This window comes from Micromonospora sp. NPDC006766 (genome assembly GCF_040636055.1).
In the GTDB taxonomy this organism is placed as follows: Bacteria; Actinomycetota; Actinomycetes; order Mycobacteriales; family Micromonosporaceae; genus Micromonospora.
This window is the reverse complement of sequence record NZ_JBEYIX010000001.1, coordinates 602,897-627,610: the sequence shown is the minus strand read 5'-3', so window position 1 is coordinate 627,610 and position 24,714 is coordinate 602,897. Positions and strand designations below refer to the sequence as shown.

The window sequence follows — 24,714 nt, the reverse complement described above, 5'->3', positions numbered from 1 at the left end:
TCCGCCACTCGGGGGGTTTTGCGCGGCCTCCCCCCCCCCCCCCCCGGGCGGCGGGGCGCCCCCCCCGCCCCCCCCCGCGGTTGTTTCGCCGCCCCGGCCGGTAGGCCGGCCGCCTGACGGGTACCCAGGCGGACCACGACAGGACACGCCCAAGAGCCATCGCACGGGGGAGTGCAGCGCACATGGGCATCGGTAGCGGAATCTTCTTCATCGCACTCGGCGCGATCATGACCTTTGCCGTCCGGGCCAACGTCTGGTGGATCGACCTGCGCGCGGTCGGCTGGGTGTTCATCCTGGCCGGGCTGGCCATACTGCTCACCACGGTCTGGTTCTGGCAGGACCGGCGCAAGCGGGCACGCACGCTCATCGTGGAGGAGAACCGGCTCTCCCACCCGACGGCGATGATGCCTCCGCCGCCCGACCCGCCACCGCCGACAGCCCCACCGTCCTGACGTGTCGCGGCGTTAACAGGGGGCCCCTGCTCTACCTGAGGCGTTAAGCAGGGGCCCCCTTCTTACGGTTCAGCTGCGGGCGGTGTGGCGGGCGGTGATGGGGGCGGCGGCGGGCGCGAGGGCGGCCCACCGGGTGGTCGGGCGGTGCACGACCAGGTCGGCGGTGCGCAGCCCGTCCGGATCCGCCCGCTGCGGGTCGAGCAGCCCGGAGAGCAGCGAGATGCCCGGGTTGTGCCCGATCAGCAGCACGGTGCCGGTGTCCGGGGCGACGCTGCGGACCAGCTCCAGCAGGTCGTCCGGCTGCGCCTCGTACACGGCTGCCTCGTAGCGCACCATCGGTGCGGGCCCCGCCGGTCCCCCCTCCGGCGGGGACCCCGTCATGCCCAGCCCCACCCCGTGCCAGGTCTGCCGGGTGCGTTTGGCCGTCGAGCAGAGCACCACGTCGGGCAGGAGAGCGTGCCGGGCCAGCCAGGCCCCGGCCGCCGCCGCGTCGGCATGCCCGCGCGCGGTCAACGGGCGCTCCCCATCCGGTACGTCCCGGTACTGCTCGGCCTTGGCGTGCCGGAGCAGCACCAGAGCCCGCTGCTGGTTCCTGCTGTCCGTCATCAGCACAGCTTGCCTGATTGACGATCAGAGCGCCTGGGTAAGTCGATGGCTGCCGCTACCTCATCCATGGCCGCGGCGGGTAGGAAACGCAGCAGACCGCCAAGGAGGCGACGTCATGGGCATCGGTGCCAGCATCTTCCTCATCGCGGTGGGAGCGATCTTCGCATTCGCCGTCGACGCCAACCTGGGATGGCTGAACTTGAACGTTGTCGGTTGGGTGCTCATGCTCGCCGGCGTGGTCGGCCTGATCATGACGCTCTACTTCTGGAGCAGCCGCAGGCGTACGGTGGTCGCCGCCCCGGCGCCCGAGCGGGTCGTCGCCGAGCCCGTGGTGCCGGCCCAGGACGACCGGGTCGTCCACGAGGAGTACCGCGAGGTGCGCCGGCCGGGCTACCCGGCCTGATCCCACCCGTGAAGAGACATCGAGGGTCCCGCGCCATCGCGGGACCCTCGAACCGTGCCGGCCCGGCGCGGGGTGCGCGGTCAGGCGAAGAGCGCGAAGTAGATCGCAATGTGGTGGCAGATCGCCGCGACCAGGGTGCAGGCATGGAAGAACTCGTGGTGGCCGAAGACGGTCGGCCACGGGTTCGGCCGGCGCAGCGCGTAGAAGACCGCGCCGACGGTGTAGATCGCCCCGCCGACGATCAGCAGCACCAGGGCGGTGACCCCGCCGGAGTGCAGGATCTGCGGCAGCATCGCCACCGCGACCCAGCCGAGGGCCAGGTAGAGCGGTGCGGAGACCCAGCGCGGCGCATGCGGCCAGATGAGCTTGAGCGCCACGCCGGCCAGCGCCCCACCCCACACCAGGCCGAGCATGACGGTGGCCTGCCGGGCGCTCAGCAGCAGCGCGCAGAACGGGGTGTACGTGCCGGCGATGAACACGAAGATCATCGAATGGTCCAGCCGGCGCATGATCTGGTAGCCGCGCTCCGACCAGACCCGGCGATGGTAGAGCGCGCTGGTGCCGAAGAGACCGCACACGGTCAGGCTGTAGATCAGGCAACTGACCAGGGGCGTCCAGCCGGGCCGGGTGGACGCGATCGAACAGAGCACGATGCCGCAGACGAGCGCGACGAAGAACGCATAGGCGTGCAGCCAGCCGCGCATCCGGGGCTTACCGATGTCGACCGGCTTGAGTCGAAGCGGTGCGGAGGTCGTCACGCAAATAGGTTACGGCACCGTAGGTTACTTTCAGGTAGTGCGGGCCGTCACGCCGCCTGAACGGCCGGTCGGGCGATCCGGGAATATGGCGGGATGCGGATCCGACCCGTCGGCGCGCACGCCCTGCTGCTCGACTGCGACCACCCCGAGCAGGTCCGGGCGTGGCGGGCCGAGCTGTGGCGCCGCCGCGAGGCCGGCCAGTTGACCGCCGCCGAGATCATCCCGGCGGCGGCCACGGTGCTGCTCGACGGCGTACCGGACCCGGCGGCGACCGCCGCGCGGATCGCCGGATGGGCCCCGCAAATCGGCGTCACCGCGTCCACCGCCGCCGAGGTCGAGGTCGAGGTCCCCACCGGGTACGACGGGGAGGACCTGCCCGTCGTCGCCGCCCACTGGGGCGTCGACGTCCCGACCGTGGTTGAGCGGCTCCGGAACACCGAGTTCCGGGTGGCGTTCTGCGGGTTCGCGCCCGGGTTCGCGTACCTCACCGGGCTGCCGGCGCAGCTGGCCGTGCCCCGGCTGGCCACCCCGCGTACCCGGGTGCCGGCCGGGTCGGTCGCGCTGGCCGGCCCGTACGCGGGGATCTACCCGACCGCCTCGCCCGGCGGCTGGCTGCTGGTCGGGCGGACCGACCTCGTCCTCTTCGACGTGCACGCCGACCCGCCGGCCCGGCTCACCCCCGGCACCCGGGTCCGGCTGGTGGCCACATGATCGAGGTGCTCCGGGCCGGTGCCCTCACCACCGTGCAGGACCAGGGCCGACCCGGGTACGCCCACCTCGGCGTGCCCCGCTCCGGCGCGCTCGACCCGGCCGCGCTGCGCCTGGCCAACCGGCTCGTCGGCAACCCGGAGACCGCCGCCGGCCTGGAGATCACCCTGACCGGCTGCGCCCTGCGGTTCACCCGGGCCGTCACCGTGGCGCTCACCGGAGCGGAGGCCGACGTCCGGGTCGACCGGCGGCCAGGAGACGTGGGCCGACCCCTGTCACTGCCCGCCGGTGCGGTGCTGCGGATCGGCCCCGCCCGCGCCGGACTGCGTACCTGGCTCGCGGTCAGCGGTGGGATCGCGGTCGAGCCGGTGCTCGGCAGCCGCGCCACCGACACCCTCTCCGGCCTCGGCCCACCCCCGGTACGCGACGGCCACCGGCTGCCCCTGGGCGTCCCGGCCGCCCCGCCGGCCCCGGTGGACTTCACCGTCGCCCCGGCCGTCCCGGCCGCGCTGCGGCTGGCCGTACGCCCCGGTCCCCGGCACGACTGGTTCACCCCCGCCGCGCTGGATCTGCTGCTCGACACCCCGTACACGATCAGCCCGGCGAGCAACCGGGTCGGCGCGCGACTGGTCGGCGCGGCCCTGCCCCGCGCGGTGGCCGGTGAGCTGCCCAGCGAAGGCCTCGTCCTCGGCGCGGTGCAGGTGCCGTCGGACGGGCAACCGCTGATCTTCCTCGCCGACCACCCCACCACCGGCGGCTACCCGGTCATCGGGGTGGTGGACGACGTGACCCCGCTCGCACAGGCCCGCCCGGGTACTACGGTTTCCTTCCATGGACCTCAACGCTGACCTCGGCGAGGGATTCGGCATCTGGCGGCTCGGCGACGACGCGGCGCTGCTGGACCTGGTCACCTCCGCCAACGTCGCCTGCGGATTCCACGGCGGCGACCCGTCCACCATGCACCGGGTCTGCGCCGGCGCCGTCGCCCGCGGAGTCGCGGTCGGCGCCCAGGTCGGCTACCGGGACCTCGCCGGCTTCGGCCGGCGGCACATCGCGTACGACTTCGCCGAGCTACGCGACGAGACGATCTACCAGCTCGGCGCGCTCGACGCGTTCTGCCGGCTGTTCCGCACCCGGGTCCGCTACCTCAAGCCGCACGGCGCGCTCTACCACGCGGCGGCCTGCGACGAGGCCCAGGCCGCCGCGCTGGTCGCCGCCGTCAGCGCGTACGACCACGAACTGCCCCTGCTCTGCCCGCCCGGCTCCGTGCTCGCCCAGCTCGCCGCCGGCGCCGGGCTGCGGGTGGTCGCCGAGGGCTTCGCCGACCGCAACTATCTGCCCAACGGCTCGCTGGTGCCCCGCAGCGCCGCGAACGCGCTGGTCACCGACCCGGAGGAGGTGGCCGCCCGGGCCGTCCGGATGGCCACCGAGCGGACCGTCGTCGCGGTCGACGGCAGCGTCGTCCCATGCGTGATCGAGTCGATCTGTCTGCACGGGGACACCCCCGGCGCGGTGCGCTGCGCCGAGCTCGTGCGCGCCGCCCTCATCGACGCCGGGGCCACGCTCACTCCGTTCGCGTGAAAGGAGGGGCCCCTTCTTAACGCCTGCGGTAGAGGAAGGGGCCCCTATTAACCACTCGGGCTGAGGGCGTCACGCCTCGTCGAGGCCGCGGAGGATGAGAGGGAGGCGAGTGACGCCGGCCTCGACCACGCGGATCGGGACGCCCCAGTCCTGCCGGGTCAGGTGGCAAGCCGCGTGCTCGACGTCAGCGTCGCAGGTGGCCGCCTGGGCGGTCACCTGGAGCACGCCCTGGGACACCGCTCCGTCGATCACCAGGCGACGGGACAACTCCGTGCCCGTCCCGGCCCCCTCGACCAGCAGCTCGGGCGGAGACGCCGAGACCACCAGCCGGGTCGACGGCCCGTACGTGCCGTCCAGCTTCTGCCCCGGTGCCGGCGTGAAGATCACGTCGAGGGTCAGCTCGCCCGCCGACACGTCCGTCGGCTTGCGTTCCAGCTTGTGCCGGGGGCCTTCCACGGTGCTCGCGCCCGCCGCGGTGAGCGCGCCCGGGGCCAACCGGGTCATCCGGTGGGCGGCCGACTCGACCACCAGCACCTCGCCCTCCGGGGTGAGCACGATGTCGCTCGGCTCGGCCAGCCCGTCCGCCACCGTGGCGACCTGGTCGGTCGCCGGGTCGAAGCGGCGCACCGCCCCGTTGTACGTGTCGGCGATCAACACCGAGCCGTCGGGCAGCGCGCACACCCCCAGCGGGTGCTGAAGCAGCGCCCGGTCGGCCGGACCGTCGACGTGACCGAAGTCGAAGAGGCCCTGCCCGACCACGGTGTGCATCCGACCGGCCTCGACGTACCGGATCGCGCTGGTCTCGCTGTCGGCCACCCAGAGCCGGCTGCCGTCGGCCGAGACGGAGAGGCCGGAGGGCTGGGCCATCCAGACCTCGGACAGCGGGCCGTCCCGCAGCGCCTCGACGGTGGTACCGGCGTACATGCCGGCGGTCCGCTTGATCGGGTCGAACCACCAGAGCTGGTGAATGCCGGCCATGGCGACAACAACCTTGTCGTCGTACCAGGCGACATCCCACGGGGAGGAGAGGTCGACCGAGCGGGAGTCGTGCGCATGGTCGTCGACGGTCGAACGCCACTGCCGCCCGGTGCCGGCCACCGTGACCACCTCGCCGGTGGCGAGCTTCACGCCGCGCAGCAGGTGGTTGACGGTGTCCGCGACGACCAGGTCGTACCCGGCCACCTCGGCGACGTGCGCCGGGAGCAGGCAGAGCCCCTGCGGCTCGGAGAAGGTGGCGCTCGCCGCCGGGCCGTCCGCGTCGCCGCGGGTGCCCGCGCCGATCCGGCGAAGCACCTGCTCGCCGTCGGGGGCCAGCTCGACCAGGGAGTGTCGGGCCGAGTCGGAGACCAGCAGGTTGCCGCCGTCGAGCACCACGGCCTTGCCGGGGAAGCGCAGCGTGGTCGGCGGCTCCGCCGGCGGGACGTACGGGCCCTCGCCCCGGTGCAGGGTGCCCTTCGCCTCGTGGGTGGCGATCAGCTCGTCGATCAGCCGGGCCAGCCCCTCCGCGTGCCCCTCGCCGGCCATGGTGGCGACCACATAGCCCTCGGGATCGATCACTGACAGGGTCGGCCAGGCCTTCGCCGCGTACTGCTGCCACATGTTCAGCTCGGGGTCATCGAGCACCGGGTGGTGCACCCCGTACCGTTCGACGGCCGCCGCCAGCGCGTTCGGGTCCTTCTCGTGCTCGAACTTGGGCGAGTGCACCCCGATGACTACGAGCACGTCGCCGTATTTCTCCTCGAGCGGGCGTAGCTCATCGAGCACGTGCAGGCAGTTGATGCAGCAGAAGGTCCAAAAGTCCAAAATTGTGATCTTGCCCCGCAGGGCGGCCAGGGTGACGGCCTTCCCGCCGGTGTTCAGCCAGGCCCGACCGCGCAGCTCCGGTGCCCGTACTCGTGCGCTCATGACCCCCATCGTGCCGTACCCGTCTGTTGCCGCTCTGGGCGACCGGCGACTGTCCGCCGCCGCCGGCAGGGCAGACCGGGTGGTGGGTTGCCCTGGCGGAGCGCGACAGGTACGGGGTGAGCGTGGGACGCCGTCGGTCAGGACGAACAGCTCGCGGCGGCGGGCGGACGGGTCGGTCCGCCTTGCCGGCCGCCTAGGTCGCGGATGGCGTGGCGGTGATCCGGGAGAACTCGGGGAATCAGGGTCGCGCGGCGGTCGTCGGCGCGGAGCCAGTGTCGGGCAGGGCCGGTCGTGGCCGCACTGGTCGCAGACCCAGGCGGGACTCGGGACGGCGTTTGAGGGTTGGGATCGGGTCCGCCCGTGCGAGTTATTGAGCTGTCGGAGGTAGTTCCCTATTTGGGCGTATCGCGCCAGCGCGCCGCGGTCCTCTGGGTGGAGAGACGTGACGTTCCGTAGCGAGGGCGACGGGTCGAATGTGCGACGGCGGGGCCACGGATGACCGTGGCCCCGCCGCTGCGAACTGCTACTTTTCGGCCGGCTTGAGGCAGAGCAGCCGGCCTCCCGCGACGCCGTTGAGCTCCACGGTCGGCTGCGTCGGGTCGGCGCACTTTTCCTTGCTGTCGACCCTTGAGACGACGGTGAACGCGTCCGGGTCGCCGCAGTCGGCGGCCACCGCGGACGTGCCGGACTGCTTGACGCAGGAACCCACCGCCGGGTCGAACCCGGCCGGCTTGTCGTCGCCACCGCCGATCTTGCCGAGTAGCGTGAGCAGGCCGAGCGGGATGGCCAGGATCAGCACCGCCGCTACCAGCACGGCGGCCAGCACCCGACCGTTGCGCACCTTCGGGGTCGGTGCCTCGGTCTGCGGCTCGGCCTCCGGCTTGAACGCGTCGAAGCGGCCTTGTTCCTGCTCGCTGGCCGGGCCCTGCGACCAGGCTGGTGCCGTCGGCGGCGGGAATGCGGGCGGGACATTGCCGTGGCCCGGCTCGCCCATCGCGCCCGGCCCAGGTACGGCAACAGACGCGCGACCGCCGGCCGGCCCGCCGAACGGATTGGGCGGGCCGCCGGGCGTGCTGAATGGATCGGGCGGGCCGCCGGGCGTGCCGAACGGATTGGGCGGGCCGCCGGGCGTGCCGAACGGATTGGGCGGGCCGCCGGGTCCGCCGGACGGATCCGGGTGAGCACCGGGTCCGCCGAACGGATCCGGGTAAGCACCGGGTCCGCCGAACGGGGCGCCGGGGCGTTCGTCGCTGTGCGGGTGCACCCCGTTGACCGGCCGGTTGCTGCTGGCCGGGTCTACGAACGACGGCACGCCAGGCGGGAACGGCGGCGGGCCGACGGGCGAGAACGGTGCCGGCGGCGCCTCGGCGAAGGCGTTCGGGGGTGCCGAGTGGTCCGGCTCGTCGAACCGGGGCTGCGGGCCGGGCTCGTCAAAGCGCGGTCCCCGCTCGGGAAGGCCGTTCGAGGCGTCCTGGCCCGGAGAATTCTCGGATTCGGGGCGGGCCGGCCGACCGTAGACCCGGGGCTGCGGTGCCGGCACGCCGGCTTCCTGGGGGGACTGGTCGGCTGGCGGCGTCAGCCGGCTGGCCATCGGCACGGATGCGCTGGCCGAGACGGCACCGGCCGCGCTGGACTCCGGGGAGGTACGCGGGCCGGGCACCATCGGCCCGGCCGGTGACTGCGGCTCCTCGTGCGCCGGCTCCGCCGCGCCCCAGGCTGCCTGCTCCGGCTCCGCCGCGCCCCAGGCCGCTTGCTCCGGCTCGTACGCCCGGTCGGCGGGCTCGGCGGCCGGAGCGAACTGCGCCGGTGGCAGGTAGTCGGCGGGCGGCGGGTAGTCGGGGGGCGGCGAGTAGTCGGTCAGGGCGGCGCCCGGCACCCGCTGCTCCTGCTGCGGCAGCGGCACAGCATTGGCCGGGGAGATACCCGGGCCGGGGGCGGGCTGGTAGATCGGCGTCTCCTCGGCCCCGGCCGGCTCCCTGCCGGTCGAGGCCGACTCGCCCGGTTGGGCCTCGGCGGGCCGACCCCACGCCTCACCCGGCGCCCACGGCTCGGCCTTCGGGATGGCGGGGTGCTCGGGTGCCCACTGCCCGGTGCTGTCCTGCATGTCACCCCAGGCCGTCGGCGATTCCGGGGCCGGCACCGAGACGCTGGCGCGCGCGGGATTCCAGGAATCCGGCCGGTCGCCCGGCGTCGGGACGGCGGCGGAGCCCGGGCCGGCCTGCGCCGGCTCGTCCGCCGGACGGTCCTGCCCGGCGGCGCGCCCCGCGGCCCAGCCGCCGGAACGGTCGGGGTCGTTCTGGGCCGGCCAGTTGTCGGCCGGCTGGCCCGGCACGGACACCTTGGCGGAGGCGCGGCCGGTTGCCTCGGCCGGTGCCCACGCCGGCGTGGGCGCCTCGCCCTGTTGCCCCCAGGCCGGCTGGTCGTCCTGCGGGCCGGTGGCCCATGACTCGTGCGGAGGGAGGGCCGGCGCGGGGACGGGTACGGCGGCGCGAGCGCCCGACTCACCGGGCTGCGCCCAGGCGGGCTGCTCGCCGTATCCGCCGGCCCACGCGGGCGGCGCCGGTTCCGCGGACGGTGGCGCCGGTGCGCCCGACCAGGCGGGCCCAGCCTGGTCCGGCGCGCCCCAGGCTGCTCCAGTCTGTTCGGGCGGGGTCCATGCGGGCTGAGGAGACCCGCCGCCCCAGGCGCCCGGCTCGTCGGGCGGTGCCTGCGCGGCGGCTCGGCCGGCGACGGGCTGGTCGCCCGGCTGCGCCCACGCGGGGGCCGGCTGAGTGGGCGGGCCGGCCGGCGGCGGCGGGGCCCAGCCGAGGTCGGCAGCGCCGGGGTACCCGTTGTCCTGCTGCGCCGGGCGGTCGCCGTACGGCGCCGGTCCGCCGGCTCCCGGCGACACCTCGCCCGGCTCTTGGCCAGGGCGGTGCGGGGCCTCGGACGTCATGGGTGCGCCTCCTCCATCACATGTCGGCCGCCGATGCCGATCGGGACCGTCGGCCGGCTGGCCGGCGTCGCCGGCGGGTACCGGCCGTGCGGGCTCCCCGCACCGTATCGGTTGGCCGCCGGGAGGCGTCCGGGGGAGCACCGGCCGTCACTCGCCGTTACCAGATGCTGTCGATCGGTTTTCGGGGGGCGCGATCGGTCCGGAGGCGGGCGGGTGGCGACCGAGCCCCACCGTACCGGGCGGCGCGGCGAGGTGGAATCCCGGTGTCAATCGACGCGGAACGCCGAAGACCCGCCCGGTCGCGCCGGGCGGGTCTTCGGACTGGAGGAGGTGAAGAAGGTAGGGGGCGTCAGCTGAGGTGACGCTGGGCGATGGCGAGGAGCTCCTCGCGGACCGCGGGGGAGTTGGCGGAACGCAGCGCGTGCTCGATGGCGCGGGCACGGCGGTTGGCGTCGCGGCGGTTACGAATTCGCTCGATCATGCTCATCTGGGTCTCCTCCTGGCTATTCGGTTGTCAGCCCCTTGATGTCTCTATTGAAGCGCAGAACGCGGCGAACGTCCATCGATTATTAGGTGAGCTGAACCACCAACCTACGGATCGTAGGTTGATGCCCTTGTCGAGCCGAAGATTTCTTTCACCAATGGCAACGGCCGGTGTGCCGGGCGTTCACCCGTGACACACCGGCCGTCGCCGGGCTCGTGAACCGTCAGGTCCAGGCGAGCAACGCCGCCTCCGGATCGGCCAGGAAGTCCCCCACGTCGCGGAGGAACTTCGAGCCGAGCTCACCGTCGATGATCCGGTGGTCGAAGGAGAGGCCCAGAGTGGTGACCAGGCGCGGCTTGACCTTGCCCTTATGCACCCACGGCATCTCCCGGACCGCGCCGAACGCCAGGATCGCGGACTCGCCCGGGGGCAGGATCGGCGTACCGGTGTCGACGCCGAAGACGCCGACGTTGGTGATCGTCAGCGTGCCGGCGGACATGTCAGCCGGGGAGGTGCGGCCGGCCTTCGCCGTCTGCACCAGCTCGGTCAGCGCGTCCGCCAGCTCGCGCAGCGAGAGCCGGCCGGCGTCCTTGATGTTCGGCACGATCAGGCCACGCTCGGTCGCCGCCGCGATGCCCAGGTTGACGTAGTCCTTGACCACGATCTCGTCGCCGGCCCAGGTCGAGTTGACCATCGGGTGGCGCTTGACCGCCAGCAGCACCGCCTTGGCGACCAGCAGCAGCGGGGAGACGCGCACCTCACGCCATTCGCGCCGCCCGCGAAGCCGGTCCAGGGCCTTCATCGCCCGGGTCACGTCGACGGTCAGGAACTCCGTCACGTGCGGGGCGGTGAACGCCGAGCGGGACATGTTCTCGGCGGTGAGCTTGCGTACCCCCTTGACCGGGATGCGCTGCTCGCGGTCCGCGCCGAAGCTCGCGGGCGCCGCAGCCGCCGCCGCGACCGTCAGCGGCTCGACCGCCGCCGGCGCCGAGGCCGCCCGCTGTACGTCCTCCCGGGTGATCGAGCCCAGCGGACCCGAGCCGGTCAGCGTGGTCAGGTCGACGCCGAGGTCCTTGGCGAGCTTGCGGACCGGCGGCTTGGCCAGTACAGGTCCACCGGACCCGGCCCTGTCGCGTCGATCATGGACTTGTGGTGCCGGAGTCGTGGCGATCGGGGCGGTTTTGTCACCCGCCACAATTCCATGGTCGGCGCCGCTGGTCGGCTTCTGGGACGGGATCGCAGAGGTGGACTTGCGCGGGCGACGCTTGGCCGCCGTGGTCCGCGGACCGTAGCCGACCAGCACGGCGGTACGCCCACCCGGGGCGGGACCGCCGATCAGGCCCGGCTCGATCGCGCCCTCCTCGGGCGCGACCTCGACGGCGGCCAGCGCGGCAGCCGACGGGGTGGGCCGAGCGGCGTCCTCGATCGGCCCGGCGCCCGGGTCGGTGTCGATCGCGATGATCGGGGTGCCGACCTCGACGGTGGTGCCCTCCGGGTGGAAGATCGCCTGCACCTGGCCGGCCCACTTCGCCGGGATCTCGACCGCCGCCTTGGCCGTCTCCACCTCGACGATCGGCTGGTTCAGCTCGATGACGTCACCGACCTTGACCAGCCAGGCGAGGATCTCGCCCTCGGTCAGCCCCTCGCCCAGGTCGGGGAGGTTGAACTCCTTGATTCGCGACATGCCACTCACCAGCCGAAGGTGCGGTCGACGGCGTCGAGCACCCGGTCGAGGTCGGGCAGGTACTCCTCCTCGACCCGGGCCGCCGGGTAGGGGGTGTCGTAGCCGGTGACCCGCAGCACCGGGGACTCCAGGGAGTAGAAGCACTCCTCGGTGATCCGGGCCGCGATCTCGGAGCCCAGGCCCAGGTTGCCCGGGGCCTCGTGGACGACCACGCAGCGGCCGGTGCGCCGCACCGACTCGTACGCGGCGGTCAGGTCCAGCGGGGAGAGCGAACGCAGGTCGATGACCTCCAGCTCCCGGCCGTCCTCGGCGGCGGCGGTGGCCGCGTCCAGGGCGGTCCGCACCATCGGGCCGTACGCCAGCACGGTGGCGGCGGTGCCCGGCCGGGCGACCCGGGCGGAGTGCAGGGGGTACGCCTCGGACAGCGGAGCGTCCAGCTCGACCGGGCCCTTCTCCCAGTAGCGCCGCTTGGGCTCCAGGAACACGATCGGGTCGTCCGAGGCGATGGCCTGCTGGATCATCGAGTAGGCGTCCTGCGGGTTCGCGCAGGTCACCACCTTCAGGCCGGCGGTGTGCGCGAAGTACGCCTCGGGCGACTCCGAGTGGTGCTCGACCGCGCCGATGCCGCCGCCGTACGGGATCCGGATGACCATCGGGATCCGCACCTTGCCCTGCGAGCGGTAGTGCATCTTCGCCACCTGCGACACGATCTGGTCGTACGCCGGGTAGACGAAGCCGTCGAACTGGATCTCGCAGACCGGCCGGTAGCCCCGGATGGCCAGGCCGACCGCGGTGCCGATGATGCCGGACTCGGCGAGCGGGGTGTCGATCACCCGCTGTTCGCCGAAGTCCTTCTGGAGGCCGTCGGTGATCCGGAACACACCGCCGAGCTTGCCGACGTCCTCGCCCATGATGACGACCTTCGGGTCGTTCTCCATGGCCTTACGCAGACCGGTGTTGAGAGCCTTGCCGAGAGTGAGCGTCTCCGTGGCCATCAGTGCGCGCTCCCCTCGAACGAAGCCAGGTACTTGCTGAACTGCTCCCGCTGCTCGTCGAGCTCGGGCGACCCGTTCGGGTAGACGTGGTCGAACATGGTCACCGGCGCGGGGTCGGGCATGGCGAGCACCCGCTCGCGCAGGTGCACCGACTCGGTGCGGGCCTGCTCGTCGACCTCGGCGAAGAAGTCCGCGTCGGCGATCTGCTGCTTCTCCAGGAACGCCTTCATCCGAACGATCGGGTCCTTGGCCTGCCAGGCCTCGACCTCGCTGGCGATCCGGTAGCGGGTGGGGTCGTCGGAGGTGGTGTGCGCCCCCATCCGGTAGGTGTAGGCCTCGATCAGGCTCGGCCCCTGGCCGTGCCGGGCGTTGTCCAGCGCGTGCCGGGTCACCGCGTACGACGCGAGCACGTCGTTGCCGTCCACCCGGACGCCGGGGAAGCCGAAGCCGCTCGCCCGCTTGTACAGCGGGACCCGGGTCTGCCGCTCCAGCGGCTCGGAGATGGCGTACTGGTTGTTCTGGCAGAAGAAGACCAGCGGGGCGTTGAAGACGCTGGCCCAGACGAACGACTCGTTGACGTCGCCCTGGCTGGTGGCGCCGTCACCGAAGAAGGCGATCACCGCCTCGCCGTCGTCGCCACCGGTCTTGCCGTCCATGGCGACGCCCATGGCGTACCCGGCCGCGTGCAGGGTCTGCGCCCCGATGACGATCGTGTACATGTTGAACTTGAACTCGTTCGGGTCCCAGCCGCCCTGGTCGACGCCGCGGAACAGGCCGAGCGGCATGATCGGGTCGATGCCCCGGCAGTAGAGGACGCCGTGCTCCCGGTAGGTCGGGAAGGCCATGTCCTGGGCGCGCAGCGCCCGGCCGGCACCGACCTGCGCCGCCTCCTGGCCCAGCAGGCTGGCCCAGAGGCCCAGCTCGCCCTGGCGCTGCAGCGCCGTGGCCTCGGCGTCGAGCTTGCGGACCAGCACGAGGTCGCGGTAAAGCCCGCGGTACTCCTCGTCGGTGAAGTCGACGCGGTACTCGGTCCCGTCCGGGCCCAGCGCGGTTTCGATCCGCTCGCCCTCCGGCGTCAGCAGCTGTACGAGTTCCGGCTCGCCTGCTTCGGCGGCACGCTTGGAACGGGGTGCGGCCCGCCGGCCGCGGGTGGTGACCCCGGGGTCGCCCTTTGCCATCCGTCTCTCCCTGTCTGGTCTGCGCCGGCGCCGGGGGTGACCCGTGCCGCGCACATCCTGCGCCGCCCGGCTCGAGCCGGGCTGGTTTCTGGCGACCGCGCCTAGCCCCGGTGGGGGTTGCCGCGCGGCGTGAGCCGGGTCGTGGAGCAACCCGGCCCCGGAGCGCCGGCGCCGTTCCGCACCAGCCGCAGGATGTGCGGAGGTGGCGGCTGCACTGCCGTCGTGCCTGAATGATTGCAGAGGAGGTGAGGGGTCCCACAATATGGTCTCCACCCCCCGCGAACTTCGGCGTGGTTCGCAGCGCATCACGGGCTTTGTCGCTTAGGTTCGCGCCCAGCCGACGGACAATCGGTGTGTCGACACGCTGTGGCGCCTGGTGAACTGAGGGTCACTGGGCCAAGCTGACTGGGTGTCCAGGGAAGCGGCTTCTGTCCCGCCCTGCGGCAAATGCCAGGGGCAGCCGTCGGTCGACGTACGAGGAGCGTGTGCCGGTGTCCGAGCCAGCAGGAGGTCCCGGAGCGCCGTTCCTCCGTCGCTCCCATGCGGCGTCCGGAACCGAATACCGCCGGGTGATCGGTGCCCACCGGGCACCCGCCTCGGGCGGCCCGAGCCGCGGCTACCTTCTCACGGTCGCGCTGCTCGCCGGCACCGCGTCCATGCCGATCCTGGCCGCGATCAGCGCCGGGTCGGCCACCATGGGCAACAGCGCCCCGCCGGACGCCAGCACCCCGTTCATCCCGACCCCCTCGGTCGGCCCGGTGGTGCTTCCACTGCCCGACGGGTCCCAGCCCCCCGCCCTGCCCAACCGGCCCCCCGCCACCACCGCCCCGCCGGGGCCCGCGCTGGCCCCGGCACTCCCCGACGACTGGGACCCCGACTCGCACCGACGGCCCCGGCCAGTGGTGGCGGCGCCCACCATCCACCCCGTACACCCCACACCGCCCGCGCCACCGAGCCCGCCGCGGTCCCCGTCCCCGTCGCCGTCGGAGCCGGCCACGCCGGACCCGTCGCCGAGCCCTCCGGTCGAGCCGACCAGCACCTTCTCCGAACCGGCAACCGAACCCCCGGCCACCTCCGACCCGAAGCCCACCGCGACCGACTCCGCCAGCGCATCGCCGCTGCCCGGCGCGTCAACGGACCCGCCCGCGTCGAGCTGCGGCCCGACCGCCGACCGGGAGCCGAGCGCCACCAGGTCGGCGGCCGAGACCCTGGGGTGAGGCGGGCTCAGGCCGGGTCGTCGGTCAGACGGTGCCGATTGGCCTCGATCCAGGCGTCCAGCGCGGCCGGGTCGTCCGGGTCGACGCCGTCGGCCATCAGCTGGGCAACCGCCGCCGTGGCCGGGCTCCGCCGCTCGCCGGTGCTGTAGAGCCGGGCGAACTCGGGGACCATCTCGTCGATCGCCTCGTCCGTGCGGCGGGCGGCCGCCGCCGGCAGCCCCCGCTGGCGGGCCGCGTACGCCACCCAGCCGCGCAGCGCCCGGGGCAGCAGCGCGGCGTCGTCCATGTCCAGCACGGCCCGGCGGTGCACCCAGTCGAGCAGGAACAACTCGGCGACCGTCGGGCTCCAGCGCATCGGGTCGGCGTCCGGGAAGCTCGCCGCGTGGTCGAGCAGCAGGCCCAGGCAGAAATGCAGGGAGGCCAGTTCCGCGTCGGGCACCCGGTCCAGACCGAACCGGGCCGCCTCCGGCGAACCGAGGAAGGCCCGGACCAGCCCGCTCCGCTCCTCGTCGGTGGGCGGCCGGACGTCCCGTGCCCCGGCGGCGACGGCCCGGCCGGGCAGCACGGCCAGCCGCGCGCCGACCAGCGCCCGGTCGGTGGCCAGCGAACCCTGGGCGGGCAGCTCACCGAGGTCGTCGGTGACCCCGAGGTGGCGGCTCACCTCCGCATGCATCCGGGCCGGATTCTCGGCTCGGAACCAGGTGAACTCGTCCTCGGTGCAGATCTGACGCGCCTGCTCGACAATCCGGCCGGCCGGCCCGCCGACGAAGACGTCCTTGGTGATGCCGATGTTGTGGTCGACCAGGGCCACCATGGCATGCTCCGGCCCACCCTCGGGGTCCGTGTAGGCGAAGGTGGCCAGATAGGAGGTCTGGTCGCCGTAGACGTCCCCGTACGCCCAGGAGCCGGTGAGGTGCACCCGCCCGAGCTGCCCCGCCCAGGTCGGGGCGTACGCCCCGGGGCGGACCCGGGCGGCGCCCTCGGCGTCCGGGACCAGCGCGGCGAAGACGGCGCGGATGGTGGTCGCGGCGGCGCTCCGGCGGCGGGACGTGGCGGCGAGGAACCCGGCCACGAACTCACGGACGGCGGTCTCCCGGTCGGTCTCGGCGACGGCGTAGACGCTGCCCAGCAGCGCGGCACCGAGCATCTCCGCGTCGAGAGCGGAGTCGAGCCTCGTCACGTCGCGAGCGGCGTGCAGCACCGCCTCGTACGGGGTCTGTGGCGTGGCCATGCCCCGACCCTACGCCGCTCGACCCGCCCGGGCACCGGTCGGCACCCCGGCTCACCGTCCGGCGTCCCGCAGCGCCTCCCGGGCCTCGGCATAGCGGGCCAGCACCGCCCAGACCGGCTCCAGCACGTACTTCTCGCCGACGCTGCCCACCGAGGTCGTCAGCCGGCGTTCGGCCCGCTGCCCGGCGCGCCGCGCCGCCCAGCGGGCCACCGGCCGGGTCAGCGCCGCGACCAGCAGCCCGGCGAGCAGGCCACCGAGGAGCAGCACGGTCGGCCAGGGCACCTCGCCGAGCCGGGGATTCTCCAGCGCCGGCAGACCGAGCGCGCGTAGCACGTAGCCCAGCACCAGCCAGCCCAGCCCGGCCGCCGCGGCGACGGTGACCAGCCACTGAAGGGCACCGATCACCCGCCACCAGGCCGGCCGCCGCGCCACGCCCAGGTCGGTGGCGGCCACCGCGTGATCCAGCGCGTCCGGCAGGTCGGCCAGCCGGGACCGGGCCGCGCCGGCCACCGCGACCGGCCAGGGCGCCGGCAGGTCGGCGGCGCACCGATCGGCCACCGCGCGAATGGCCAGGTTGAGCGCCGAGCGCTGCGCGGCGGTGGGATCGGGTACGGAGGTCGCCGCGACCAGACTCTCCGCCGGCGTGTCGGCGCCCCCGCCGGGCAGGTGCAGCCGGCGCAGCGGGTCCGGGCGAAGTTTCCGCCAGCCGCGGACCACCGGCCAGCCGGTCGTCCCGCCGGCCCGATGCCGGTACGCGGCCACCACCGCCTCGGCCACGGCCGGCACCCCGGCCGCTCCGGCCAGCGCAGTGGTGAGTTCCCGTGCCGGCGGGTCATCCGGCCTGGTGCCGGCGGCCTCCGGCCCGACCAGCGGCGCCAGCCCGGCCACCACGCCGTCGACGTCGCCGGCCAGCCGGCGCAGGGCGGCCTGCCGCTCGGCGACCGTACGCTCCAGCTCGGCGCGGAGCCCGTCCAGCCCGGCCGGGTCCACCGCGACGGTGGGCAGCAGCGGCACCCCCGGCAACCCGTCGGCGTCGAGCAGCCGCCGCAGGTCGCCGACGACCCGGGGCAGCTCGGCCGGGGGCAGGCGGTCGGCCTGGTTGAGCACGACCACCGTCACGTCCTTGTGCCGGTGGAACTCGCGTAGGTAGTTGGTGTGGAGCACGCGGTCGGCGTACTTCTGCGGGTCGACCACCCAGACGACCAGGTCGACCAGGCCGAGTAGCCGGTCCACCTCCAACCGGTGACCGCGCTGCACCGAGTCGAAGTCGGGCAGGTCCAGCAGGACCAGGCCGTGCAGGGCCGACTCGTCGTCGCCGTCGAGCGCGCTCTCCCGGACGAACCGGTGCCGGGGCAGCACCCCGATCCAGTCGAGCAGCCGGGACGCACCGTCCAGCGGTCCCCACACGCACGCGTACGCCACCCCGGTCGTCGGCCGGCGTACGCCGACCGGCGAGAGGTCCAGCCGGGCCAGGGCGTTGAACAGGCTCGACTTTCCACTGCCGGTCGCCCCGGCCAGCGCCACGACGGTGTGGTGCCCGGAGAGCGCGAGCCGGGTGCCGGCCCGCTCGACCACGGTGTGCGCGGTGACCAGCTCGGTGTCGGGCACCTGGCCGTCCACCGCCGAGAGGAAGCGCCGGACCGCCTGCAGGCGCGCAACCAGGGCGTCCGGTTCACTCATCGCGCCCCCCGGGAAGGAAGGGCCCCCTGTTAACGCCTCCGGTAGAGAAGGGAACCCTTCTCACCTCGCCTGGCAGTAGCGTGGCGGGTCGGCGTAGCTGTGGCGCGGTCATCGGCGACCGTCCTGGTCGAGGGCCGGCAGCACCGGGCCGTCCGGACGGGTCAGGCCGCAGCGGTGCCGAGCCTTCTCCACGTCGGTGGCCGCCCGGCGCAGGTCGGCGCCGGTGCCTGCGGCCGGACGGGCCGCCTCGGTGCGGGCGAGGAAACGGCCGGCTTCCTCCGCCAGCAGCCTGCCGATCCGGTCGAGCAGGTCGGCCCGGGCCTTGGTCGCCAGGTTTCGGACCGCCTGGTCCCCGAAGATCGCCTGAAGGACCGCCTGTCCGGCCACCGCGGTGCCGGCACCGGTGGCGACCTCCAGCCCGGTCGGGATGAAGGCGGTGGAGGCGAAGACCGCGATCATGACGGCCAGCCCGGTGGCGTTGACCGCGTACGCGGCCGTGCGGGCCAAGAAGCGGCGACCGCCGCCCTCGGTGCGGACCAGTTCCAACACTCCTCGTTGCCAGTCGCGGACCAGCCGCTCGGCGCGTGCGGGCAGGTCGTCCGAGGCATGGGCGAGCGTCGGTTCGAGCAGCTCCGTGCCGGCCGGGTGCGCCTTCCATCCGGTGTACGCGTGCTCCGCCGCCTCGGCGGCCACCGCGCGCAGCAGCGTCACGAGCTGGGACTCGATCGCCGTACGCAGCTCGGCGGCGGGAGCCGGACGACCGGTGACCTTGGCGACCAGCCGGTCGCGCAGCCGGCCGACCCGTGCCTCCAGGGTGCGGAAGAGCTCGCCGGTGCCGACGAACTCCTGCCAGCGGGCCAGCACCTCGCCGCGGAGCAGCCGGCCGTCCTTGAGCCCCTGGTCGACGGTCCGCTCCGCCGTCCGGTAGGCCGCCCGTACCCGCTCGTCCAGCGCGTCGGCGGCGGCGACCTGCTCGTCGGCGGTGTCGGCCAGCCCCTCCACGGTCGGATGCAGAGCGGCCAGTGCGCCGTCGAGGGTCTGCCGGACCACGGCGGATCGGGCCTCGGCGTCCGCGGCGAGCCGGGCGAACCAGGCGCTCAGCGGGGCGGTGACCCGGTCGGGCAGCAGCCCCTGCCCGTCGACCCGGGTTTCCGGCAGCACGAACAGCGGCGCGGCGGCCAGGTCCTGAGCGGCCAGCATCTCGGACAGGTGGGCGGCGATCTCGTCGGCCGCCTCCGGTGGCACCCGGTCCAGCACCATGGCGATCACGGTGCCGCGGGCCCGGGCTCCGTGCAGCAGTTCCCAGGGGACCGCGTCGGCGTAGCGCGCGGCTGTGGTGACGAAGAGCCAGAGGTCGGCGGCGGCCAGCAGCTGCCCGGCGAGCGCCCGGTTGGCGTCGACCACCGAGTCGATGTCGGGCGCGTCGAGGAAGGCCAGCCCGGCCGGCAGCGCGGGGGCGGTGACCAGGTGCAGGCTGCCCGGATCCTCGCTCGGCTCGTTCGTCCGGGTCAGGCCGGGCAGCAGGTCGCCCTGGCGGAACCAGGCGGCGTCGGCCGGGTTGCAGACCAGCACCGGCGAGCGGGTGGTGGGGCGCAACACCCCGGCGGCGCTGACTCGCGCCTGGACCAAACTGTTGACCAGGGTCGACTTGCCCGCGCCGGTCGAGCCGCCGACCACCACCAGCAGCGGGGCGTCGAGGCGGGCGAGCCGGGGCAGCAGGTAGTCGTCGAGCTGGTGGGTGAGGCCGGCGGCGGCGCGCCGAGCCGGCTCCGCCGAGGGCAGGGCCAGCGGGAACCGGGCCGCCCCGATCGCGGCCCGCAGGCCGTCGAGCGCGGCGGGCAGGCCCTCCGCGTTGCCGGCGAGCGGGTGGTTGCCTCCGGCGTCGGGTCCGGTGCGAGCTGCGACGGCGGGCGCGCCGAAATGGGTGGCGGAATCGCCATGCGTCGTCACGGCTAAAGCCTGCCCGACCGACGCAAGCAAATACAACCAGATGGAAATTGCGCGCTAGGTTGCGTCGGGTCGACTCAACTATGACTTGCGGTTTGCCGTGGACATGGCACTATTGAGTCAAGTTCACTCAACTTGTGGTGTGGTCGCTGCGGGCGACCCGCCGGGCAGGCCCGTTGACCTGCCCACCCGTTACGAAGCGAGGAAGCGAACATGGCACGTGCGGTCGGCATCGACCTGGGCACGACGAACTCCTGCGTCAGCGTTCTCGAGGGCGGTGAGCCCACCGTCATCGCCAACGCTGAAGGCTCACGGACGACCCCCTCGATCGTCGCGTTCGCCCGCAACGGCGAGGTGCTCGTCGGTGAGGTCGCCAAGCGCCAGGCGGTCACCAACCCGGACCGGACCATCCGCTCGGTCAAGCGGGAGGTCGGCAGCAACTGGACCGTCGACATCGACGGCAAGAAGTACACTCCGCAGGAGATCTCGGCCCGCACGCTGATGAAGCTCAAGCGGGACGCCGAGGCGTACCTGGGCGAGCAGATCACCGACGCGGTGATCACCGTCCCCGCCTACTTCAACGACAGCCAGCGCCAGGCCACCAAGGAGGCCGGTGAGATCGCCGGCTTCAACGTGCTGCGGATCGTCAACGAGCCGACCGCGGCCGCCCTGGCGTACGGCCTCGACAAGGGCTCCAAGGAGCAGACCGTTCTGGTCTTCGACCTGGGTGGCGGCACCTTCGACGTGTCGCTGCTCGAGCTGGCCGAGGGCGTCATCGAGGTCAAGTCGACCAGCGGTGACAACCACCTCGGTGGTGACGACTGGGACCAGCGGGTCATCGACCACCTGGTGAAGACCTTCCGCGGTGAGCACGGCATCGACCTGTCGCAGGACAAGATGGCCATGCAGCGGCTCAAGGAGGCGGCCGAGAAGGCCAAGATCGAGCTGTCCGCCGCCGCCACCACCAACATCAACCTGCCATACATCACCGCCGGCTCGGCGGGTCCGCTGCACCTCGACGTGAACCTGAGCCGCGCCGAGTTCCAGCGCATGACGCAGGACCTGCTGGACCGCTGCAAGGTCCCGTTCGAGCAGGCCGTGAAGGACGCCGGGATCAAGATCTCCGACGTCGAGCACGTCATTCTGGTCGGAGGCTCGACCCGGATGCCGGCCGTGACCGACCTGGTCAAGCAGCTCATCGGCAAGGAGCCCAACAAGGGCGTGAACCCGGACGAGGTCGTGGCCGTCGGTGCCGCCCTCCAGGCCGGCGTGCTCAAGGGTGAGGTCAAGGACGTCCTGCTGCTCGACGTGACCCCGCTGAGCCTGGGCATCGAGACCAAGGGCGGCATCTTCACCAAGCTCATCGAGCGCAACACCACCATCCCGACCAAGCGCTCCGAGGTCTTCACCACCGCCGACGACAATCAGCCGTCGGTGCTGATCCAGGTGTTCCAGGGCGAGCGGGAGATCGCGGCCTACAACAAGAAGCTCGGCACCTTCGAGCTGACCGGCCTCCCGCCGGCGCCGCGCGGCGTGCCGCAGATCGAGGTCACGTTCGACATCGACGCCAACGGCATCGTCAACGTGCACGCCAAGGACCTGGGCACCGGCAAGGAGCAGAAGATGACGATCACCGGCGGCTCGTCGCTGCCGAAGGACGACATCGAGCGGATGCGCCGGGACGCTGAGGAGCACGCCGAGGAGGACAAGCGCCGGCGCGACGAGGCGGAGACCCGCAACGTGGCCGAGGCGCTCCAGTGGCAGACCGAGAAGTTCCTCGCCGAGAGTGGCGACAAGCTGCCCAGCGAAAACCGCGACCAGCTCAACGAGGCGCTCGGCGAGCTGCGTAGCGCGCTCGGCGGTCAGGACATCGACAAGATCAAGGCCGCGCACGAGAAGCTGGCACAGGTCTCCCAGCAGGCCGGCTCGCTGCTCTACTCGCAGCAGCAGGGCGAGCAGGCCGAGCCGGGCGCGACGGGGCCGGGCACGGGCGCGACCGGTGGCAAGCCGGCCGGCGGCGCCGACGACGTGGTCGACGCGGAGATTGTGGACGAGGACAAGAAGTGACTGAGAAGCCACGAGCAGCCGACCCGGGTGCCGCCGGGTCGGCGCCGGGTGGGTCCGCCGGCGGCGAGCAGGGCGCCGGCGAGGAACCGCGGGTCGTTATCCGTGACAAGCGCAAGATCGGCAAGACCGGCGACCGGACGTCGGCCGCCGCCGCGGCGGCCGACGCCGCCGCAGACGTGCCAGCAGAGGGTCTGGTCGAGGAGACCGAGGTCGTGGTCGACGAGATCGAGGCCGAGGCCCCGATCTCTGGCCCGCCCGTGGTCGACGCGCCGGCTGAGCCGACCGAGGAGTCGGCCCAGCCGGAGGCGCCGCTCGGCGCCGAGTTGGAGGCGGTCCGGTCCGAGTTGGACGAGCGGACCCGTGACCTGCAGCGGGTGACGGCCGAGTACGCCAACTACCGCAAGCGGGTCGACCGGGATCGCGGCCTGGTCCAGGAGCAGGCGACCGGGGCGGTGCTCACCGCGTTGCTGCCGATCCTCGACGACCTGGACCGGGCCCGCGAGCACGGCGACCTGGTGGGCGGGTTCGGCTCGGTGGCCGAACAGCTCATCACCACGCTGGGCAAGCTCGGCCTGGCCGCGTTCGGCGAGCAGGGGGACCCGTTCGACCCGACCCGGCACGAGGCGGTGGCCCATCAGACCTCCGCCGATGTCACCGAACCGACCTGCGTGCAGGTCATGCGCCGGGGCTACCAGCTCGGCGATCGGCTGCTGCGGCCGGCCATGGTCGCGGTCGCCGACCCGGAGTAGTGCCGACCCGTGACGTCCCGTCCGCCCGCGCCGGGCGGATGGGACGGCCGGGGTACGTCCCGCGAAAGGGGGTGGACGGGTGAGTTCCAAGGACTGGATCGAGAAGGACTACTACGCCGCGCTGGGCGTGGCGAAGTCCGCCTCCTCCGACGAGATCAAGAAGTCCTACCGAAGGCTGGCCCGGGAGTCGCACCCGGACCACAACCCCGGCGACCCGAAGGCCGAGGAGCGGTTCAAGGCTGTCTCCGAGGCGTACGCCGTGCTCGGCGACGAAAAGAAGCGCCGCGAGTACGACGAGATGCGGTCGTTGTTCGGCTCGGGCGCGTTCCGCCGCAACGCGCGCGGCGGGAGTCAACCGGGCGGTGCGCCCTTCGACGTCTCCGACCTTTTCGGCGGGGCGGCCGGCGGTGAGACCCGGTTCGGTGGCGGGGGTCTGGGCGACCTGTTCGGTTCGATCTTCACCGGCGGGGGCGCCGGCGGGGCCGCCCGATCCCGTGGCCCGGCGCGCGGCCGGGACGTCGAGGCCGAGGTGGCGCTCGACTTCTCCGACGCCGTACGCGGGGTGACCCTACCGCTGACGCTGCGCGCGCCCGGCGTCTGCGACACCTGCCACGGCAGCGGAGCCAAGCCCGGCACCCAGCCGGTGGCCTGCTCGGTCTGCCACGGCGCCGGGGTGACCACCCGCAACCAGGGGTCGTTCAGCTTCTCCGAGCCGTGCCGCAACTGTCAGGGTGTCGGCACGATCGTCGAGGAGAAGTGCCCGGAGTGCCACGGCAGCGGCGGAGTCACCAAGACCCGCACGCTGAACGTTCGCTTCCCCGCCGGGGTGGCCGACGGCCAGCGCATTCGGCTGGCCGGCCGGGGCGAGCCCGGCGAGCGGGGCGGGCCGGCGGGCGACCTGTTCGTCCACGTGAAGGTCCGACCGGACGAACTGTTCGGGCGCACCGGGGACGATCTGACCCTGACCGTGCCGATCACCTTCGCGGAGGCGGTGCTCGGCACCGACCTGCGGGTGCCGACCCTGGACGGCGCGGTGACCCTTCGGGTGCCACCGGGTACGCCGAGCGGTCGGGTGTTGCGGGCCCGGGGCAAGGGCGTCGTACGCAAGGACGGCCGTACCGGTGACCTGCTGGTCACCCTCGACGTGGTGGTTCCGGCGACGCTGTCGGACGAGGCACGGGCGGCGTTGGAGGCGTTCGCGGAGCAGACCCCGCCCGCCGCGCGGGAACATCTCGACGCACGGGTGCGTCGATTCAGTTGACCCGGTGAATGGCAGCGGAGGTGAGCGGGGATGTCAGAGGAGTTCGTCGGCTCGGGTGACCCGACCTACGAGGCCAAGGTCCTGATGATCTCGGTGGCGGCGCGGATGGCGGGCATGCACCCGCAGACGCTCCGTCAGTACGACCGGCTCGGCCTGGTGCAGGCTGGCCGGGCGGCCGGGGGCGGCCGCCGATACAGCGTCCGGGACGTGGTGCTGCTCCGTGAGGTGCAGCGACTCAGCCAGGACGACGGGATCAACCTGGCCGGGGTCAAGCGAATCATCGGCCTGGAGCGGCTGCTGGAGGAGGCCCAGCAGCGGGTGGCCCGGCTGGAGGCGGAGCTGGACGCCGCCTACCGCCGGATCACCGAGTTGGAGTCGCTGGGGGGCTTCTCCCGCGGCGACCTTGTACCCACCAACCGCACCTCGACGGCCCTGGTTGTCTGGCGGCCCCGCCGCACCGAACGCTGATCCATCCCCGGCGACCTGGGCTGCGACCGTTCGGGGAATTCGGGGCGCGAGTCGGGGCGATTCGTTAACGTGTGAATCAGGTCCAGCCAGCTCAATCCGGACGCCAACCTGGCAAGGGGGAGCCATGGCGGAATCGGCAGAGAAGGTGGCGAAACAGGCGGAGGACCGGCTGAAGAAGGTGGCCGACAGCGTCCGCGAGCGATTCGCCCGTATCACTGAGACCCGGTTCACCGACAAGATCAAGGATGGGCTCTTCCTCGACCAGGTGGACCACGGTATCGACCGGGCCAGAGCCGACGAACGGCGCCGAAAGCAGGGCGGATCGCCGCGCTGACGATCCGTCGACGAACGGGCCGGGACCCACGGGGGGCCCCGGCCCGTTCGCGGTTGAGGGACGTGCGGGCC

22 protein-coding genes are annotated in these 24,714 nt (G+C 73.2%); 11 read left to right on the top strand and 11 right to left on the bottom strand.

The genetic code is table 11. The annotated features are described in order from the left end of the window. The first annotated feature begins 182 nt into the window (after positions 1-182). Entirely contained in the window at positions 183-452 is a 270-nt protein-coding gene (locus ABZ671_RS03690; protein ID WP_357850548.1) for a DUF6458 family protein, read from the top strand. Positions 453-521: 69 nt separating this feature from the next. On the opposite strand, the gene ABZ671_RS03685 is transcribed toward ABZ671_RS03690, so the two are convergent. Next, positions 522-1,058 (bottom strand): histidine phosphatase family protein, encoded by a 537-nt coding sequence (locus tag ABZ671_RS03685; protein ID WP_357850545.1) that lies wholly within the window; start codon positions 1,056-1,058, stop codon positions 522-524. 115 nt (positions 1,059-1,173) lie between these two features. On the opposite strand from ABZ671_RS03685, the gene ABZ671_RS03680 reads away from it, so the two are divergent. Further along, a complete protein-coding gene (locus ABZ671_RS03680) occupies positions 1,174-1,461 on the top strand; it encodes a DUF6458 family protein (protein WP_357850542.1) in 288 nt (95 codons plus the stop codon). 80 nt (positions 1,462-1,541) lie between these two features. Here ABZ671_RS03680 and ABZ671_RS03675 read toward each other — a convergent pair whose 3' ends face one another. After that, on the bottom strand, positions 1,542-2,219 hold the full coding sequence (locus tag ABZ671_RS03675) for a hemolysin III family protein (RefSeq protein WP_357850539.1): 678 nt from the start codon (positions 2,217-2,219) through the stop codon (positions 1,542-1,544). A 93-nt stretch (positions 2,220-2,312) separates the two neighbouring features. Between ABZ671_RS03675 and ABZ671_RS03670 the strand changes: the two genes are divergently transcribed. Genes ABZ671_RS03670 through ABZ671_RS03660 form a run of 3 tightly spaced genes read left to right on the top strand, consistent with a single transcriptional unit; the run spans position 2,313 to position 4,508 of the window. Further along, positions 2,313-2,930 carry an allophanate hydrolase subunit 1 gene (locus ABZ671_RS03670; RefSeq protein ID WP_357850536.1) on the top strand — a complete coding sequence of 206 codons (618 nt, stop codon included), beginning with the start codon at positions 2,313-2,315 and terminating at the stop codon, positions 2,928-2,930. Then, positions 2,927-3,775 carry a biotin-dependent carboxyltransferase family protein gene (locus ABZ671_RS03665; RefSeq protein WP_357850532.1) on the top strand — a complete coding sequence of 283 codons (849 nt, stop codon included), beginning with the start codon at positions 2,927-2,929 and terminating at the stop codon, positions 3,773-3,775. Before ABZ671_RS03670 ends, ABZ671_RS03665 begins: the two co-directional genes overlap by 4 nt. Further along, entirely contained in the window at positions 3,759-4,508 is a 750-nt protein-coding gene (locus ABZ671_RS03660) for a 5-oxoprolinase subunit PxpA (RefSeq protein WP_357850529.1), read from the top strand. Before ABZ671_RS03665 ends, ABZ671_RS03660 begins: the two co-directional genes overlap by 17 nt. Positions 4,509-4,577: 69 nt before the next feature. Here ABZ671_RS03660 and ABZ671_RS03655 read toward each other — a convergent pair whose 3' ends face one another. From ABZ671_RS03655 to pdhA, 6 genes are all read right to left on the bottom strand, one after another. Continuing rightward, entirely contained in the window at positions 4,578-6,413 is a 1,836-nt protein-coding gene (locus ABZ671_RS03655) for an NHL domain-containing thioredoxin family protein (protein ID WP_357850526.1), read from the bottom strand. Positions 6,414-6,936: 523 nt separating this feature from the next. Beyond that, on the bottom strand, positions 6,937-9,348 hold the full coding sequence (locus ABZ671_RS03650) for a hypothetical protein (protein WP_357850522.1): 2,412 nt from the start codon (positions 9,346-9,348) through the stop codon (positions 6,937-6,939). A 349-nt stretch (positions 9,349-9,697) separates the two neighbouring features. After that, positions 9,698-9,835 (bottom strand): hypothetical protein, encoded by a 138-nt coding sequence (locus ABZ671_RS03645; protein WP_262283549.1) that lies wholly within the window; start codon positions 9,833-9,835, stop codon positions 9,698-9,700. Positions 9,836-10,055: 220 nt separating this feature from the next. Further along, entirely contained in the window at positions 10,056-11,516 is a 1,461-nt protein-coding gene (locus tag ABZ671_RS03640; RefSeq protein ID WP_357850519.1) for a dihydrolipoamide acetyltransferase family protein, read from the bottom strand. Between the two features lie 5 nt (positions 11,517-11,521). Next, on the bottom strand, positions 11,522-12,511 hold the full coding sequence (locus tag ABZ671_RS03635) for an alpha-ketoacid dehydrogenase subunit beta (protein WP_357850516.1): 990 nt from the start codon (positions 12,509-12,511) through the stop codon (positions 11,522-11,524). After that, positions 12,511-13,689 carry a pyruvate dehydrogenase (acetyl-transferring) E1 component subunit alpha gene (gene pdhA / locus ABZ671_RS03630; RefSeq protein ID WP_357850513.1) on the bottom strand — a complete coding sequence of 393 codons (1,179 nt, stop codon included), beginning with the start codon at positions 13,687-13,689 and terminating at the stop codon, positions 12,511-12,513. The genes ABZ671_RS03635 and pdhA overlap by 1 nt, the downstream gene beginning before the upstream one ends. A gap of 569 nt (positions 13,690-14,258) precedes the next feature. On the opposite strand from pdhA, the gene ABZ671_RS03625 reads away from it, so the two are divergent. Further along, positions 14,259-14,906, top strand: coding sequence for a hypothetical protein (locus tag ABZ671_RS03625; RefSeq protein ID WP_357850510.1), 648 nt, complete (start codon positions 14,259-14,261; stop codon positions 14,904-14,906). A gap of 7 nt (positions 14,907-14,913) precedes the next feature. Here the strand turns inward: ABZ671_RS03625 and ABZ671_RS03620 are convergent, their stop codons facing one another. The 3 genes from ABZ671_RS03620 to ABZ671_RS03610 form a co-directional block, all read right to left on the bottom strand. Then, complete coding sequence (locus ABZ671_RS03620) at positions 14,914-16,137, bottom strand: hypothetical protein (RefSeq protein ID WP_357850507.1); 1,224 nt, start codon at positions 16,135-16,137, stop codon at positions 14,914-14,916. A gap of 51 nt (positions 16,138-16,188) precedes the next feature. Next, positions 16,189-17,817 carry a GTPase gene (locus ABZ671_RS03615; RefSeq protein ID WP_357850504.1) on the bottom strand — a complete coding sequence of 543 codons (1,629 nt, stop codon included), beginning with the start codon at positions 17,815-17,817 and terminating at the stop codon, positions 16,189-16,191. 108 nt (positions 17,818-17,925) lie between these two features. Then, on the bottom strand, positions 17,926-19,767 hold the full coding sequence (locus ABZ671_RS03610; protein ID WP_357850501.1) for a GTPase domain-containing protein: 1,842 nt from the start codon (positions 19,765-19,767) through the stop codon (positions 17,926-17,928). 210 nt (positions 19,768-19,977) lie between these two features. Here ABZ671_RS03610 and dnaK point away from each other — a divergent pair, with 210 nt between their 5' ends. The 5 genes from dnaK to ABZ671_RS03585 all read left to right on the top strand — a co-directional run bounded on the left by dnaK (position 19,978) and on the right by ABZ671_RS03585 (position 24,643). Then, positions 19,978-21,831, top strand: a complete 1,854-nt coding sequence (gene dnaK, locus ABZ671_RS03605) for a molecular chaperone DnaK (RefSeq protein WP_357850498.1) — start codon at positions 19,978-19,980, stop codon at positions 21,829-21,831. Further along, positions 21,828-22,580, top strand: coding sequence for a nucleotide exchange factor GrpE (gene grpE, locus ABZ671_RS03600; protein WP_357850495.1), 753 nt, complete (start codon positions 21,828-21,830; stop codon positions 22,578-22,580). Before dnaK ends, grpE begins: the two co-directional genes overlap by 4 nt. A 79-nt stretch (positions 22,581-22,659) precedes the next feature. Further along, on the top strand, positions 22,660-23,841 hold the full coding sequence (gene dnaJ / locus ABZ671_RS03595; RefSeq protein ID WP_357850492.1) for a molecular chaperone DnaJ: 1,182 nt from the start codon (positions 22,660-22,662) through the stop codon (positions 23,839-23,841). A gap of 30 nt (positions 23,842-23,871) precedes the next feature. Then, positions 23,872-24,309: a MerR family transcriptional regulator gene (locus ABZ671_RS03590; protein WP_357850489.1), complete on the top strand. Its 438-nt coding sequence runs from the start codon at positions 23,872-23,874 to the stop codon at positions 24,307-24,309. A gap of 124 nt (positions 24,310-24,433) precedes the next feature. After that, the gene (locus tag ABZ671_RS03585; protein WP_357850486.1) at positions 24,434-24,643 is read left to right on the top strand and encodes a hypothetical protein; all 210 of its coding nucleotides are present in this window, start codon (positions 24,434-24,436) and stop codon (positions 24,641-24,643) included. The last annotated feature ends 71 nt before the right edge of the window (positions 24,644-24,714 follow it).

Coding starts and splice junctions, on each gene's coding strand:
- ABZ671_RS03665 (WP_357850532.1), top strand. CDS start 2,927: ATGATCGAGGTGCTCCGGGCCGGTGCCCTCACCACCGTGCAGGACCAG.
- ABZ671_RS03640 (WP_357850519.1), bottom strand. CDS start 11,516: ATGTCGCGAATCAAGGAGTTCAACCTCCCCGACCTGGGCGAGGGGCTG.
- ABZ671_RS03615 (WP_357850504.1), bottom strand. CDS start 17,817: ATGAGTGAACCGGACGCCCTGGTTGCGCGCCTGCAGGCGGTCCGGCGC.
- ABZ671_RS03670 (WP_357850536.1), top strand. CDS start 2,313: ATGCGGATCCGACCCGTCGGCGCGCACGCCCTGCTGCTCGACTGCGAC.
- ABZ671_RS03685 (WP_357850545.1), bottom strand. CDS start 1,058: ATGACGGACAGCAGGAACCAGCAGCGGGCTCTGGTGCTGCTCCGGCAC.
- pdhA (WP_357850513.1), bottom strand. CDS start 13,689: ATGGCAAAGGGCGACCCCGGGGTCACCACCCGCGGCCGGCGGGCCGCA.
- ABZ671_RS03585 (WP_357850486.1), top strand. CDS start 24,434: ATGGCGGAATCGGCAGAGAAGGTGGCGAAACAGGCGGAGGACCGGCTG.
- ABZ671_RS03645 (WP_262283549.1), bottom strand. CDS start 9,835: ATGAGCATGATCGAGCGAATTCGTAACCGCCGCGACGCCAACCGCCGT.
- ABZ671_RS03690 (WP_357850548.1), top strand. CDS start 183: ATGGGCATCGGTAGCGGAATCTTCTTCATCGCACTCGGCGCGATCATG.
- ABZ671_RS03650 (WP_357850522.1), bottom strand. CDS start 9,348: ATGACGTCCGAGGCCCCGCACCGCCCTGGCCAAGAGCCGGGCGAGGTG.
- ABZ671_RS03660 (WP_357850529.1), top strand. CDS start 3,759: ATGGACCTCAACGCTGACCTCGGCGAGGGATTCGGCATCTGGCGGCTC.
- dnaK (WP_357850498.1), top strand. CDS start 19,978: ATGGCACGTGCGGTCGGCATCGACCTGGGCACGACGAACTCCTGCGTC.
- ABZ671_RS03590 (WP_357850489.1), top strand. CDS start 23,872: ATGTCAGAGGAGTTCGTCGGCTCGGGTGACCCGACCTACGAGGCCAAG.
- ABZ671_RS03655 (WP_357850526.1), bottom strand. CDS start 6,413: ATGAGCGCACGAGTACGGGCACCGGAGCTGCGCGGTCGGGCCTGGCTG.
- ABZ671_RS03620 (WP_357850507.1), bottom strand. CDS start 16,137: ATGGCCACGCCACAGACCCCGTACGAGGCGGTGCTGCACGCCGCTCGC.
- ABZ671_RS03680 (WP_357850542.1), top strand. CDS start 1,174: ATGGGCATCGGTGCCAGCATCTTCCTCATCGCGGTGGGAGCGATCTTC.
- ABZ671_RS03635 (WP_357850516.1), bottom strand. CDS start 12,511: ATGGCCACGGAGACGCTCACTCTCGGCAAGGCTCTCAACACCGGTCTG.